This window comes from Faecalicatena orotica (genome assembly GCF_905197545.1).
Classification (GTDB): domain Bacteria; phylum Bacillota; class Clostridia; order Lachnospirales; family Lachnospiraceae; genus Faecalicatena_A; species Faecalicatena_A orotica.
On record NZ_CAJJZH010000001.1, the window covers coordinates 225,478 to 239,696 of the forward strand.

Sequence of the window (14,219 nt, forward strand, 5' to 3'; positions counted from 1 at the left end):
AGGGAGCGAAAGTATTGGACACTAAAATTGAGTTTATCCGCCGGTATGAAAAATATTCGCTGCTGATTACTGCAGGGGATGACAGAAACGGTCAGGATCCGGCTTTCAGTATCTTTCTGGATTTCCCGGTTGTACTCAAAGACATAAAAGGAGCTAAAAAGAAACTGCGCTATGATGTGTGGAGTACAACAAAAGATGGATACTTAGGAGAGGTGGAGGCCAAAGATTTATATGGCAGCCAGTATAAGATAACAGATTTATGGACGGTGGAAGAAGAGGCGGTAAGGCTGGACAGGAAACTGGAGTGTATCCGGTGTGTGAAAGAAACGGGAATTCACCTGACGACTGAGTTCAGGTGCAGGGGCGGTCTGGAAAAGTCTTTTGATGATTATCAGTTTATCGTCCCGGGGGCATTTTATAATAAGAATGATACAGATGAAGACGGGGTGGAGGATTACCTTTGCACATACAGTCAGGATTATAAGGATGACAGAAACCCTTCTTTATCCGTAACCTCTTATGCCCGGAAAAGCAAATATTATGTATCCCTGATCAGAGCGGATCTTCCACAAAAAGATACGACCATTACGCGCCGGCAGATTCAGAAACGGCATTTTATCCATGATACGGATATTGGGTCTCTGGGCATGGCACCTTCAGAATACCACGCAGGAGAGTATATTCTGCGCTGTGATTATCCATTTTGTGAACGGAATACATTCTGTCTGAATGTGGATGGTTCCGGGTGGGAGGCTTACAAAGCAGTAAAGGAAGGAATGGCTTCTGAAATGTCTTACTTATTGCAGACTGGGAAGGCACGAAACCTTACGGACGCCTCGTGGCAGACAACAGCTCTGCAGATGGAGCGGCTCCTTCATGGTGAGATAAGGCCGCCGGTTGGGCTGGAGGAATCAAGACATTACAGAAGGGAAATGGTTCTTCATAGTTTCCGGGAATTTCCTGATAAGAAAGGAAAACCGGCCGGATATTTTATTCATTTTTCCCCGCGGCAGGGCTATGGGGAACAGAATCTTCTGGAATATGGTTTTTGCGGTGCGCAGACGCTGCTGGCACTGGATATGCTTACGGCTGCATGGGAAGGAGCGGACGGTGTGACCTGCCGGGAAGATTATCGGGAAAGCGCGCTAAAGACATTGGACTATTTTGTGGAAAACTGTATAGAAAAGTCTGGTCTTCCTGTGGGGCTGTATCATGTGGATAAAGAAAAAACGGTGTATTGGTGGACAGGAATATTACTTCCTTTCCAATATTCAAATGACAGAAAAGAATTGGAAAATTACCTCGGAAATCAAGTGGTCGTGGCATTGATGAGTATTGCAGGGGAACTTGGCAAAGTAAAGGGAAATTATTCCAGATCCATGACGGATACGATGTACTATCTGATGAAGTGTTATCTGGCGGAGAAGGAAAATGGACAGGAGCATCCGAAATGGCTCGCAGCCGTTCTGGATTTCTGTGAAAGGCTTCTTAAGATGCAGAATACGAACGGTTCATGGAACCGCGGGTATACGATGGAGGGAGAACCATTGGTATATCCTCTGGAATGGTTCGGGAGTTCAGAAAAAGAACGTGGTTCTGGTGCGATTTTCCCGATCCCCCTGCTTGTGGAAGTCAGCCGGTATACAGGGGAGAAGAAGTACTTGGATGCGGCGGAAAGGGCAGCAGATTTTATCCTTGCGAATTATGTCGCAGAGGCAGAATATATAGGGGGCATTAATGATACATCCCATAAAAAGTCAGTGAAATTGGATGCTGCAAGCGTCATGTTTGTCATGAGGAGCCTGCTGGCGGTATATGAAGAGACTAAAAACGTGGAGTACCTTTCCGGTGCATTAGATGCCGCAAGAATTCTTGCAAGCTGGACTTATCTGTGGAATATCCCGTTTGATGAAAATACACTTTTAGGCAGGCATAAATTCAAGACAACAGGCTGGGCCGGATGTGATGTAATACCTGCCGGAAGTTATGTGGACTGTTCCTTTCAGGAAGTGGTTCCGGAACTTTTAAGGCTGGCAGAATACTGCAGGGATGAGAAGCTTGTAAAACTTGCTGAGGCCGTGACAAAAGGGATGCAGTACGGGCTTTCGTCTCCGGCAGATATGTATGGCTATGCGATGCCCGGAGTCCAGTGTGAGGGATATATGACTTCCTTGTGGCTGGCAGATACGGAGTATAAAGAATTTTCGGGAGCTGCGGCAAAGAATAAAGGGGATGATAACGATACGTGTAACGGTTTTGTAAATGGTATGGCACTTCTGAATCTGGATTCTCTCGGGAAAAATTATGATACGCTGGATTTTGGAAAAATTTTCATGAGAATTAAACAAGAATGGCCGAAGGCGTGATATACTTATGAAAGCAAAAGAATCACACAGATGAGGATGAAGGTATGGTAACGATTAAGAAGATAGCAGAAATAGCAGGTGTATCAAGAGGAACAGTGGACAGGGTGCTGAATAACCGGCCCGGGGTGAATGCGGAAACATATCACAAGGTAAAAGAAATAGCAGATAAGTTAGGCTATGAACCCAATATGGCCGGGCAGATGCTGGCGGCAAGGAAGAAGAAGATCAGGCTGGGATTCATTGTGTGCGATACCCCGGTGGATTTGTTCTTCGCAGACGTGTACAGGGCGGCTTGCAAAAAAGCGGAAGAGTTAAAGACATATGGTGTTACTGTTCACTTTTACCTGATAAAAGAATTGTCAGATAAGTTTATCGCACCACTTCTCAGGGAAGCAGAGGAAGACGATCTGGATGGAATTGCACTGGTGCCGCTTAAGATGTCGTCCATACAGACATTTGTGAATAAAATGAATGCCCGAAAGGTTCCTATGGTATTTTTCAACCTTGATATGGAAGATGTCCAAAGACTTTCTTATGTAGGATGTGATTATTACGATTCAGGAAAAGTAGCTGCCGGTTTGATATCCCTGGTAACGCGGGAAAAGGGGAGGATCGCTCTGGCAACCAGCTTTGATGAACAGTCACCGGCTTTCAGACAGAGGCTGGAGGGCTTTATTAAAGAGCTTGATGAGGAATATCCACAGATAGAGATTGTTAACAGAGACTCTAATTTTGTTTTTCAGAAGGGCGATTATTCAAACATTCTGGATGTGGTGAAAAGGGAGGGCCATTTGGAGGCTTTATATATCATCAATCCGGGAGACTACAGCATTTGTGAAGAAGTTGAGAAGCTGGACAAAGAAAGAAGAATCAAAATCATTACAAATGACGTGAATAATAAACAGAAAAGCTTTATGGACAGAGGCATCATTTCTGCGACAATCGGTCAGCAGCCGGAAAAACAAGGGGCACTGCCGCTTCAGATTCTGTATGATTTTATAGGTTTGGGGATAGAACCTGCAAATCAATATTTAACAGAACTTTCTATCCATATAAAGCAAAACATAGCAGGTAAAGTGTAGAGAATGAGGAAAGATCCGGGCACATCGAAAAAGGTGTGCCCGGATCTTCAATTTTACCTTTGATTTTGAACAAATCGGAGTAAGTGCCGGTTGCATTTCTGACTGGGCCGAGTATAATTCAAACTATACGAGTTTAGTCAAAGGAGAAAAACTATGGATTTATATTCACCAATATTTACCCGCGCTTCTACGCGCAAATTTGACCCGTCACCGCTTCCTAAGGATATTCTTTCAAAGCTTGGTGACTTTTTGGGGGAGGTAAAACCGTTGCTGCCCGATGTGGAACTGAAACATGAGATCGTGTCAGGCAGGGATGTGAAAGGGATGGCTCTTCCGAAAGCACCCCATTTTCTGCTGATTTCCGGCAAAAAGCATCCGCTGCGCAATACGGCGGCGGGATATTTATACCAGCATGCCGAGCTCTGGCTGTATGCACAGGGATATGCGACCCGGTGGCTTGCAGGTGTGAAACCAAAAGAGCCGGATCCGGACTATATTATAGGGATTGCATTCGGAAAACCGGCAGAGCCGGCTGTGAGGAAAACGGAAGAATTTAAACGTAAAGCAATGAGTGAAATAACAGGTGGGAGGGATTCACGCCTGGAAGCGGCGAGGCTTGCACCGTCCGGCATGAACGGCCAGCCCTGGTATTTTATTGTGGATGGCGGAAAGATCCATACTTATTACAAACCAAATCTCGGCGGCCTGCTCAGCAAGATGTATAATCTTACTGACTTGGATGTAGGCATTGCCCTCTGCCATTTAGCCGTGGCAGGCGAACATGAGGGAAGGACGTTTGAATTTGCTGTAATGGAAGAGGGAGTTCCGGCACCGCCGTCCGGGTTTTCTTATGTAGGAACTGTCAAATAGGAGAAAAGAATAATGCAGATTCTAATGATTCTAGTATTTTTAGGGGCTTTTATAGGGCTGATTGTAAATACGGGCAGAAAACTTTTTCTTTGGTTCAGGCCGCTTCTTTCAGGCACCAGTCCTCTTGCATTCGGGGTAATATATGGCATTATTATGACTTCTGTCATTGTCTTATTTGTACTCAGCCGCTTGCCGGACAGCCGGATTCCAAGAGAGGTTTTCCTTGCAGACCATTATGCATTGGGTGTGGCTGTGTATTTGGTGATATTTGTAAACTTTACAGATTTCGTTTTATTCGTGCTCAGGCTGAGCCGGATGCTTACGTCACCACTGCCGAAGGGGGCGGCTTTTTCGGCGGGAACGGCTGCATTGGTTTTATCCGTGGTGCTATCTGTATACGGAGGGATTCATGCGTCGGGGATTCAGACGAAAAACTATGAGGTTGTACTAAAGGAAGACGGGAAAGCAGATTCGATGAAAATTGCCCTGATCAGCGATATACATCTGGGATATGTCGTAGGGGAAACACATTTGGAAAAAATCGTTGCGGCAGTAAATGCGGCGGAACCAGATCTCGTATGTATAGCGGGAGATATATTTGACGGAGATATTACGGCATTGGAGAATCCGTCTGGTCTTCAAAAACTATTCCGGGAAATAAACGCCCCCTATGGCGTCTATGCCTGTCTTGGAAATCATGATGCCGGGGCGGGATATGAAGGAATGCTGGAGTTTCTGGAGAAAGCGCATGTACGCCTGCTTCAGGATGAAGAGGTGGTGATTGACGGCAGGCTGATTCTGGCGGGCAGAAAGGATTCGGGACCGATCGGTAATCAGGGCTCAGACAGAGCAGAGCTTGACGATACTGCGAAGAAAGAGAATCTGCCAAGGATAGTGCTGGATCATAAGCCGGAAAATATTGGCGAATATGACAGGAGCACGGATCTCATCTTATGCGGACATACCCACCGGGGACAGTTCTTTCCCGTTAACCTGATTAACGAAGGCACGATGGACGTGAACTATGGATATTACCGGAAGAACGCTAAGAGCCCTCAGGCGGTCGTTACTTCGGGAGCGGGAACATGGGGGCCGCCGTTTCGGATTGGGACGGACAGTGAGGTTGCGATGATTCAGGTGACCTTATAATAAGTAAGAAGACAGGGCATTCAAGTGGGTTACACTGTGCACGCTCGAAAGGCGTGCATAGTAACGACTTGGGTGCTTTTATACGATAAGAACAGATGAAGATCTGACATCATCCACTTTCTCCTTGACTTGATAGTATTACAGATGTAAGATTTAATAAACGGCAGTATAAATTTTTTTTATGGTAAAATATTACAAATGTAAGAAAAGGAGAAAAGATGAGGCTTAGAAGGATATTCATTTTCATTATCGTATTGCTCATGGGAATAACGGGCTGTGCGGCTGCGGACAGCGAACCGGCAGGAGATGTTCACAGAGCGGATGAAAATAAGCAGGACAGCGAGGCGGCAATACATAAGGATTCGGAGAAGATTGCGGAAGGTTACCGGGAAATTTATGAGCAGGCGTATCAGGAGGATAATATTAGCTCGCTTGAGGTAAAGGAAAAAATCATAGCCAGTCTGGGAGATAAAGGGTACACGGCTGTAGATATGGGAAATCAGATTGATATGGTGAACCCGGGACAGGCGGAAGCGTTTTGTAAGAGCGTTGGGAACAAAGAGGAGGATCAGGCCACTATATTGATCATCGGGAATGATGGTGGATTCGTCCGGTATGACCTGAGAACAAAGGATGGGGAAGTGAAAGTTTTGAGAAGTTCTCTGTTCTGGAAAGACGGCCTTCCGTCGGCGGAATTTTATGAAAGGTTCACGGCCCATACGTGGAAATATACAAAGGAAGGATACATCTTCATCGAACAATACCATATGCCCGGGTATGACGGGGCACCGGGGATTACGGCAATCCGGGTAAAACCGCTGGACCGGAGCCTGCGTGAACTTAATCGGCAGTATGTCATGCCGCTCGGGTACGAGAGAAACAATCTGCTGATTACGGACTGGAGTGCGTCTGATTATGGTGTGCTTGATTTCTATGACCTCTATGAGGAGATGTATAAGCTGAAATATGGGGACTATGTACCATACGAATCCGGATATGGAGGGGAAGAGTACGAGGTTCCGGAAAAGGAATTTGAGGAAGTAATTCAGACATATATCGGAATTGACAGCACCTTTCTGAGGGAAAAAACGATGTATCAGCGGGTAAACAAAACATACCTGTACAGGCCGCGGGGGATGCATGACGCAGAAACTCCCTACGAACCGGAGCCGGAAGTGACCGCATGTGAAGAACAAGAGGACGGGACGCTTAAACTGGCAGTGAATGCAGTATGGCAGATGGAAATGCAAAGCTGTGCATTTACCAGTGAGCTTGTGGTCCGCCCACTTGAAAACGGGGCCTTCCAGTATGTCTCAAACAGGGTGGTACCACTGCCGGACAGTAATGGGGCAGTTTGGTATACGCCGCGTTTATCGCAGGAGGAATGGACAGCTTTTTACCGGAATACGCAGTAAAGCTCCTGCTAAATGGCAGGTTCCTTTCTAAGAGCCTTTTTATCGGCCAGATCCCAGTAGAGTGTGGCTTCTATATGTAATTCTGACCTCAGCCTCAGCTTGATCTGATCTAACGTCCCAGAAGCCTCCGGGGTATGCGGGGAGCTTTGAAATGTGACCTTGATAAAGGCAAACTTTTCTTCCGGGCCGTAATCATGAAGCGCAATCGTTTCAACGCTTCTGATCAGCGGATAATCTAAGAGCATCTGCCGGACCTTCTGTTCCGTCTCAGAGTCCGCACCTTTTCCGAGCAGTAAAGCAAAGTTTTCAGCGAACGAAGTGAGTCCTGACCAGAGGACGGACAAGGACACGAGAAGCCCTAGCAGGGCATCGACCGGAAAAGAGGTGAAAGGAGCAATTAGGATTCCGCTCAGTGTTACCGCAGTCACAAGAGCATCAGACAGATTGTCATTTCTGACTGCTTTCAGGGCTGGGGAGGAAATCGTCTTGTTTGTACGGTTTACCAGCCAGGCCATAATAAGCTTTATCAGAACGCTCATCAGCAGGATAAGTATAATGGCTGTGGAAAAATGGATTGTCTCCGGATGGATGAGCCGCTTTATGGAGTCTTTTCCTACGGAGACGGCGGTGATAAGAATAAAAATCGAGATTGTGAATCCACAGATATACTCGATACGCCCATGTCCGTAAGGATGTACCCGGTCTTCTTTCCTGCCTGCAATACTAAAACCGAATATAGTTATCACTGAGGAAATACAGTCTGTCAGATTATTGAAGGCGTCGGCGATGACAGCAATACTGTTGCTGAAATAACCGATGGCAAATTTTACGAGTGTCAGAATAAGATTACCGAAAAGCCCGGTCCATCCGGCATTCTTGCCGGCAGTGTCACGTTCAGAGAGGGGATTTGAGGTATTCATAATAAGGTCTCCTTTCATATATGTAAATGGTTAAATAGTGTACATGTCAGACAGTAGTGAGAAGATTTAAGTAAGGTACCTAATGATTACAGGTTAACACCAAACCACTACAATGTCAAGGTACCTAAAAGAAAACGTGGTAAATTTTTTATAACTGATCTATCGTAAGCGGAAACCTTGTCATGAGTAGGAACTGGTGATATTCTTAATAATAAAAGAAAAGAGGACAAGAGATGGAAGATAAAATAACGACACTAAGCGAAGTGAAAAAATATATTCAGGATTTCTCAGATGCCAGAGGATGGCGGAAAGACCAGAATGCAAAAGACCTTGTGATGGCCCTTACGGTAGAGGCATCAGAGCTGGCAGAGATATTCATGTGGCTGCATTCGGATGAAGCGGACAGTGTAAGAGAGGATGAAGGAGAGTTCGAACACCTGAAAGAAGAGGTGGCGGATGTATTCTGGTATCTCTGCCGTATCTGTGAACACTTTGAAATTGACCTTTCAGCGGCTGTCGAGTCTAAGGCCGGTAAGAATGCCGTCAAGTATCCTGTGAAGTAACCGTTCAGCACCGGCCGCATACTTGATGTATCAAACCGCCCTAAACCGGGTCGGTGAGCATCCGTAATACTTTCGAAATGTTTCTGTAAAGTAGCTCGCGCCGCTGAAACCGACTTCATAGCTGATCTCAGTGATGGACATATCGGTGTTACGAAGCAGATCCGCCCCCTTTTTCAGACGGTAACCGGTCAGATAGCCTACCGGGGTCTGGTTGAAGTAACTGCGATACAGGGAACCGCACTTGCTTTTGCATACATTTCCGGCGGCTGCGATATCGTCAAGAGTGATTTTTTCTTTATAATGTTTCTGCATATAACCGACCATATCCTTCAGGACAGAGAGCTGATGAGACTGCTTAGAGGGGGCATGGTCTTTCGGCGCATGTACATAAAGTTCATTCCAAATAAGGAAGAAGAGGCTTTGTATCTGTAATTCAGGCGCCGGTGCTTCTCTGGCGGCGTAGATCTGCTGCATGGCGTTTAAAATATGGTTCTGCCAGGCGGTCTCTTTTGTAAGAAGCTGGAATGGAAATGCAAGGTTTGACATCAGCGGCATGACGTACTTCTGTTCCATGCCGGGGGTAGAGCAGAGCATCAGCGGATGCAGAATGATACAGATAAACTCACTCTCCGTGCAGTTCTCTGAGAATCCATAGTGAAGCTGGCGGGAATTGACAAATACCCCGCTGCCCTGTTCAAGCGTTACGATTTCACCGTTAATATGGTACTGCATCTCACCTGACAGGATATAAATCAGCTCAATGTCATCGTGCCAGTGGCTTACAGCCGCATAATCATACTGTGATAAAAAATCTTTCCGGATATATATGGAATAGTCTGTAAAATCATACTGAACATCTTCGGAACGGTCATCCCTTAATTCTACTTCTTTCATTGTGTACCCCTGAATATACGATATTGTTATAGAATTATACAATATATCAGTAGATAATGCCAGCATATACAAGATATAATTATGAGAGTCATAAAGAAATGGATGCGTTAACATCCCGCTTGGACTGACATCAGAGAGAAAGAATCGGAGAGCTGTTATGAATAAATCACTGGATCAACAATTTATGAAGAAACTGGCTGCATTAGTGTTTCCCATCGCCTTTCAGCAGTTTATGCTGGCTCTTGTCAGCGCGTCAGACGCTATAATGCTGGGGATGCTGGACCAGGGGTATCTGTCGGCGGTTTCACTTGCCGGGCAGGTACAGTTTGTTTTTAATCTCTTTCTGGCAGCAATGACAATCGGCGCCAGTATGCTGGCTGCACAGTACTGGGGGAAAGGGGATAAAGAATCAGTGGAGAAGATATTTGCGGTGGTTCTTAGGATTTCATTCCTTGTATCTTTGGTCTTCTTTACCGGCGCCGTCTTTCTTCCGGAACAGGTGATGAGAATTTTCACCTCGGAGGAGGCCCTCATTGCCGGAGGTGCAGGATACCTTCGGGTTGTCGGTCCGTCATACATACTGTGCGGGGTATCCCAGATTTATCTCTGCATTATGAAAAACAGTGGATATGCTGCAAAAAGTTCTGTCATAAGTTCATCGGCGGTCATACTGAATATCGTGCTGAATGCTGTGCTTATCTTTGGATTGTGGAATGCACCCAGACTGGAAATTGCAGGGGCGGCTCTTGCAACGGTGACCGCCAGGGCGGCAGAACTTGTGTGGGTGATTCTGGATTCTGCGAAGGATGGCCGGATTAAGGCGAGAGGTTCTTATCTTTTGCATCCGGATAAAATCCTGAGGCGGGATTTTTGGAAGTATACAACTCCTGTGCTGGGAAATGAAATCGTGTGGGGCTGTGGTTTTACGATGTATTCTGTCATCATGGGACATCTTGGGTCAGATGCCGTGGCGGCCAACTCTATCGCTAATATCGCGAAAAACCTGATTTCCTGCTTTTGTCTGGGGCTGGGAAGCGGGGCAGGGATTATCGTCGGCAATGAACTCGGCGCCGGACGCCTTGAGAAGGCGAAGGAATATGGAAGGCGGCTATGCAGACTATCTGTGGCAGGCGGGGCAGTCTCAGGGCTGATCCTGCTGGCCGCCAGTCCGGTTATTCTTGCTTTTGCAAATCTCAGTGAGCAGGCAGGAGGATATCTTCAGGCGATGCTTGTTATGTGTTCCTACTATCTGATAGGCAAGTCTGTAAATGGAACAACGATCGCCGGTATCTTCTGTGCGGGGGGAGATTCCCGGTTTGGTTTTTGGTGCGACACGGTTACGATGTGGTGCATTACAGTGCCCCTCGGGTTCATCGCGGCTTTCTGGCTGAAACTGCCCGTAACGGCTGTATATTTCATCGTAAATCTGGATGAGATAGTGAAATTGCCGGCAGTTTACAGAAACTATAAAAAATACCGCTGGGTAAAAGATCTGACAGTAAAGATGTCGTAACCCGCGGACAGATAACAAGGAAAAAAGGAGGATATTATGTTAGCAGATTATCATGTCCACACAAGTTTCAGTGACGATTCGGACTGCCCTATGGAGGAAATGATACAGAAGGCTCTGGAGAACGGGATGGAGGAAATCGCATTCACGGAGCATGTGGATTACGGGGTGAAAACAGATTTGAACTGTGATTATGAGCACTACTTCCCTCTGTTGAAAGAGATGCAGGAGAAGTATCAGGGGAAACTTCGGATTAAAAAGGGGATTGAGTTTGGTGTTCAGACACATACGGTTTCTCTTTTTGAGCGGGATTTTGCAAAATATGATTTTGACTTCGTCATACTGAGCAACCACCAGATCGATGATCAGGAGTTCTGGTCATATGAATACCAGAAGGGAAAAACACAGGAGGCATACCAGAAAGCGTATTATGAAGCTATTTATGAGGTTATGAAGCAATATACGAACTATTCGGTGCTCGGCCATCTGGACATGATCAAGCGTTATGACGATGCAGGGGAATATCCAGATGAAAAGATTCTGGACATTGTGGAAAAGATTTTCCGTCTGGCTATTTCCGGGGGAAAAGGAATCGAGTTAAATACGTCCTGTTTTGCCTATGGCCTGAAAGACCTGACACCCTCCGAAAAGATTCTCAGACTCTATCATGATCTTGGTGGCAGGATTATCACGATCGGTTCCGACGCGCATGATACGAACAGACTAGGGGATCATATCAGGGAGGCAAAAGAGATTCTAAAAAGGATTGGTTTTGAGCAGTACTGTACATTCAGCAGGATGGAACCGGTCTTTCACAATTTGTAACGGGTGTCCCCTGTGCTGGTTCGTGAAAGGATTTAGTAGAAAGGAGTAACAGAAAATTAATATGGAAATAAATGAGAATAAAGATCAGACAAAACTCAACAGTATCTACGAGAAAATGCACAATGAGGAGTTGTATCTTCCCGGCGATGAGGAACTTGTAAAAGAACAGACAGTCTGCCTGAACCGCCTGTATGACTTCAATATGACGCGGCCTGACGAGATGGTGAAGCGGGACAGAATGCTGAAAGAGATGTTTGCTGAGATCGGAGAGGGATGCTATATCGAACCGCCTCTCCATGCAAATTTCGGGGGCCGCCATGTACATTTCGGGGAAAATATATATGCGAACTTTAATCTAACCCTTGTAGATGATACACATATTTATATCGGTGACAGCACGATGCTGGGGCCGAATGTCACCATTGCAACGGCAGGACATCCGATTCTGCCGGAACTCCGCCGGGAAGGATACCAGTACAATGCATCTGTCCGAATAGGGAAAAACTGCTGGATCGGGGCCGGAGCCGTCATTCTTCCGGGAGTCACCATCGGAGATGATACGGTCATCGGAGCGGGCAGTATAGTAACAAGAGATATCCCCTCCTGTGTAGTGGCGGCAGGGAACCCGTGCAAAGTCCTGCGCGGGGTGGATGAACACGACAGGGAGTATTATTTTAAAGGGCACAGGATGCCTGCCTTTTTAAAATAATCCTATCAATTAAGGCAGAGCTATGTGGATAGATAAATGAAGTAATATTTATTATCCCCTCTTGTTACTTCATATATAGTAGATACCGACCCGACAATTTTCTATGCTTCATGATCCTTTTAGACGCTGGAACACCAGCGTCCTTATAAAAATCTCCTGATAGGGATAACAACAATTCGAAGGAATGCATAAAATATCTTTTTCCCTGTGGTCATCTCTTTTGCTTTATAATTTTCCCCATAGACATAACCATCCCCTGTCATTGTTTTACTAAACGTTTTATCCGTTTCTATTTCCTTTCGTATGATCTGGTTCAGTTTCGGGGAATCTACCGCAAGCATTAACTCTGTATCCTGATAGGTACTGCGCATATCCAGATTATAGGAACCGACAATACTCATGCGGTCGTCGATTACGACGGCTTTTGTGTGACAGGAGTGTTTCCCCATAAACTCATAAACGTTTACTCCGGTGTTCCAGATCTGCTTTTTTTGGTTTAAGTAATCCGTACAGCCCCAGGGATTTGCTCCCTTAGCCACATCGTTGGTGATGATTTCCACCTTTGTTTTATTTTGTGTAAGCGATTCCAGATCCTGGTACATTTCCTTTCCACAGATAATATAAGGAGTGTAAATGGAAACCTGATCCCCCTGTGCCATTAGCTGATGCAGGGAATACCACATCCAGGGTTCTTTATTTTCTGCTTCGGCCGGGTTGTACAGTAAAGAAATGCGGTTTGTCTCAAAAGTGAGGTGCAGCCAGTCCCAGCTTTCCCATGCGGACGGATATTTCTGGCGTAAGGTATCATAGTTTGTGCATAATTTGGCGTTATATTCACCGGTCTTTTTCGCGCTTTGTGTACAGGTGTAAGCCTTGCTGTCTTCTAGATTCCAGACATGTTCAAAGTAATCTAAAAGCTGATAAAGGGAAGAATCCGGTGATTCTTCTGTTTCATAGACAAATAATTCCCGGTCGATATTCCGGGAGGAGGAATAGTCACCTAAAAAGAGATTGGTTGTATTTCTGCCGCCCAGAAGATACATTTTTTTGTCAATGACCAGATATTTATCATGAAGCCTTGCCTGAAGTTTCCAGGGCTTTAAAAAGTTTACCGGATTGTAAATGCGTATCTGGATATTGGGATGGGCGGCAGCAGTCTGAAACCATTCGTTATGTCTTAGATCAAGAAAGCCGCTGATCCCGTCTACAATAATGCGTACGTTAACGCCGCGGCCGGCAGCATTGTTAAGGGCCGCAAGGATATCTTTCCCGGACTGGTCGGAATTGAAATCAAAAGTAGAAAGGATAATATCTGACTCTGCCTCTTCGATCATCCGCAGCCGGTACAGGAGCGCTTCGCTGTTGTCGTCAAGGTATGCGGTTCTTTCCGTCCCGGCAGATGTTCCGTAAAATTCTCTGTTATGGAAGGAACTCTGAAAGGCTTCATTTACTTTTTTGTGGGAAATATAAGGGACAATGAGCCCGGAAAGATAGAGCAGGAATAGGAAAAGTAATATGTATTTAATAGAAATTTTGGATAAAAGTGAGTAAAATTTTTTTTTCATGGATATAAATCTCCTTCCCTTCTCTCATTTTATCTGTTTTTCAAAATAAATCAATGGACATCTTTCTATTCTGTCCAATGAATCGTCTATACGCACTGGCAGTCGGGGATAATAAAGTAGATTGACACAGTTCGTTTCAGATGATATATTTGAATTACTAAAAAGGCAAAATTGTCGTAAGGCAGTGACGCAAAGCCACAGATCCTGACTGAAAAAGGCAGGATGGCTGGGCTGCAGATGTACATAGGAAGGATTCCGCTTTTCAAAGAAAAGGCGGGGGTTTTTCAATTGGGGGAATAGGAGGGAAAAGGTTATTTTTTCCCGGACTATCACAGCATCGGTCTGCAGGCG

At 45.6% G+C, this 14,219-nt stretch carries 12 protein-coding genes and 1 riboswitch; of the genes, 9 read left to right on the top strand and 3 right to left on the bottom strand.

Annotated elements, in window-relative coordinates; translation table 11 throughout:
- Positions 1-14: 14 nt before the first annotated feature.
- From ABIN22_RS00960 to ABIN22_RS00980, 5 genes are all read left to right on the top strand, one after another.
- Positions 15-2,366 (top strand): YyaL domain-containing protein, encoded by a 2,352-nt coding sequence (locus tag ABIN22_RS00960; protein WP_346906111.1) that lies wholly within the window; start codon positions 15-17, stop codon positions 2,364-2,366.
- A 44-nt stretch (positions 2,367-2,410) separates the two neighbouring features.
- A complete protein-coding gene (locus ABIN22_RS00965) occupies positions 2,411-3,448 on the top strand; it encodes a LacI family DNA-binding transcriptional regulator (protein WP_346906112.1) in 1,038 nt (345 codons plus the stop codon).
- A gap of 153 nt (positions 3,449-3,601) precedes the next feature.
- Positions 3,602-4,318: a nitroreductase family protein gene (locus ABIN22_RS00970; RefSeq protein ID WP_346906113.1), complete on the top strand. Its 717-nt coding sequence runs from the start codon at positions 3,602-3,604 to the stop codon at positions 4,316-4,318.
- A gap of 12 nt (positions 4,319-4,330) precedes the next feature.
- The gene (locus ABIN22_RS00975; protein ID WP_346906114.1) at positions 4,331-5,467 is read left to right on the top strand and encodes a metallophosphoesterase; all 1,137 of its coding nucleotides are present in this window, start codon (positions 4,331-4,333) and stop codon (positions 5,465-5,467) included.
- A 218-nt stretch (positions 5,468-5,685) separates the two neighbouring features.
- A complete protein-coding gene (locus tag ABIN22_RS00980; RefSeq protein ID WP_346906115.1) occupies positions 5,686-6,882 on the top strand; it encodes a DUF6070 family protein in 1,197 nt (398 codons plus the stop codon).
- 8 nt (positions 6,883-6,890) lie between these two features.
- Here the strand turns inward: ABIN22_RS00980 and ABIN22_RS00985 are convergent, their stop codons facing one another.
- Positions 6,891-7,802 (bottom strand): cation diffusion facilitator family transporter, encoded by a 912-nt coding sequence (locus ABIN22_RS00985; protein ID WP_181368564.1) that lies wholly within the window; start codon positions 7,800-7,802, stop codon positions 6,891-6,893.
- 233 nt (positions 7,803-8,035) lie between these two features.
- On the opposite strand from ABIN22_RS00985, the gene ABIN22_RS00990 reads away from it, so the two are divergent.
- Entirely contained in the window at positions 8,036-8,365 is a 330-nt protein-coding gene (locus tag ABIN22_RS00990; protein ID WP_346906116.1) for a nucleotide pyrophosphohydrolase, read from the top strand.
- A gap of 30 nt (positions 8,366-8,395) precedes the next feature.
- Here ABIN22_RS00990 and ABIN22_RS00995 read toward each other — a convergent pair whose 3' ends face one another.
- Positions 8,396-9,259: an AraC family transcriptional regulator gene (locus ABIN22_RS00995; RefSeq protein WP_181368563.1), complete on the bottom strand. Its 864-nt coding sequence runs from the start codon at positions 9,257-9,259 to the stop codon at positions 8,396-8,398.
- A gap of 157 nt (positions 9,260-9,416) precedes the next feature.
- Here ABIN22_RS00995 and ABIN22_RS01000 point away from each other — a divergent pair, with 157 nt between their 5' ends.
- From ABIN22_RS01000 to ABIN22_RS01010, 3 genes are all read left to right on the top strand, one after another.
- On the top strand, positions 9,417-10,772 hold the full coding sequence (locus ABIN22_RS01000) for an MATE family efflux transporter (RefSeq protein WP_346906117.1): 1,356 nt from the start codon (positions 9,417-9,419) through the stop codon (positions 10,770-10,772).
- Between the two features lie 36 nt (positions 10,773-10,808).
- Positions 10,809-11,594 (top strand): histidinol-phosphatase HisJ family protein, encoded by a 786-nt coding sequence (locus ABIN22_RS01005; RefSeq protein ID WP_346906118.1) that lies wholly within the window; start codon positions 10,809-10,811, stop codon positions 11,592-11,594.
- A 61-nt stretch (positions 11,595-11,655) separates the two neighbouring features.
- The gene (locus ABIN22_RS01010) at positions 11,656-12,303 is read left to right on the top strand and encodes a sugar O-acetyltransferase (protein WP_430517187.1); all 648 of its coding nucleotides are present in this window, start codon (positions 11,656-11,658) and stop codon (positions 12,301-12,303) included.
- A gap of 143 nt (positions 12,304-12,446) precedes the next feature.
- Here ABIN22_RS01010 and ABIN22_RS01015 read toward each other — a convergent pair whose 3' ends face one another.
- Positions 12,447-13,868 (bottom strand): phospholipase D family protein, encoded by a 1,422-nt coding sequence (locus tag ABIN22_RS01015; protein WP_346906119.1) that lies wholly within the window; start codon positions 13,866-13,868, stop codon positions 12,447-12,449.
- 154 nt (positions 13,869-14,022) lie between these two features.
- Positions 14,023-14,107, top strand: a riboswitch (cyclic di-GMP riboswitch).
- Positions 14,108-14,219 lie beyond the last annotated feature (112 nt).